Origin of the sequence: Bacillus sp. AF62 (genome assembly GCF_050312695.1) — a bacterium.
Taxonomy (GTDB): Bacteria; Bacillota; Bacilli; order Bacillales; family Bacillaceae_G; genus Bacillus_A; species Bacillus_A cereus.
The window spans coordinates 1-450 of the sequence record NZ_JBNPJZ010000247.1 but is presented as its reverse complement, the minus strand read 5'-3'; the positions used below and the strand labels follow the sequence as shown (position 1 = coordinate 450).

Sequence of the window (450 nt, the reverse complement as noted above, 5' to 3'; positions counted from 1 at the left end):
CTTTGTCGTATATGCGTAACTTCCGTTCGCTAATTCTTTTCCATCTAAAACGTTTGTCATATTTACCGTTACATTCAGTTCTTGTTCTCTACCTGATCGATCCGAGAACATAGTTTTTGCTGTAGGTACGTTGTTATAAGGTGATTGTAGTTGCGTATGCCTAGTAAAATCACCAAGTGTATGATGCGGGATACTATAATGCGAAGTTTGGAATCCAAAATCAAAAACAGATGGCATATTCCCCATCTGTTTCTTAACCGTTCCCACTACATTTTTTGCTGCATCAAGGGCAAATCGTTTCCCCTTATCCATACCAACTCCAACGCCTTCTGGGACTGCACTACCAACTGGAATCATCACTTTAGATGGACTGTTAATTTCTAATGCTCCAGAAATAGTCTTTTTAATGTCACTTGCAATTCCCGCTGCCTTACTGAACAGACCTCCTGA

General features: G+C 40.2%; 1 pseudogene. It reads right to left on the bottom strand.

Going from position 1 to position 450, the window contains the following annotated elements:
• Positions 1-450: pseudogene (locus ACQRBL_RS32580) on the bottom strand (phage tail tape measure protein); the annotation flags it as partial.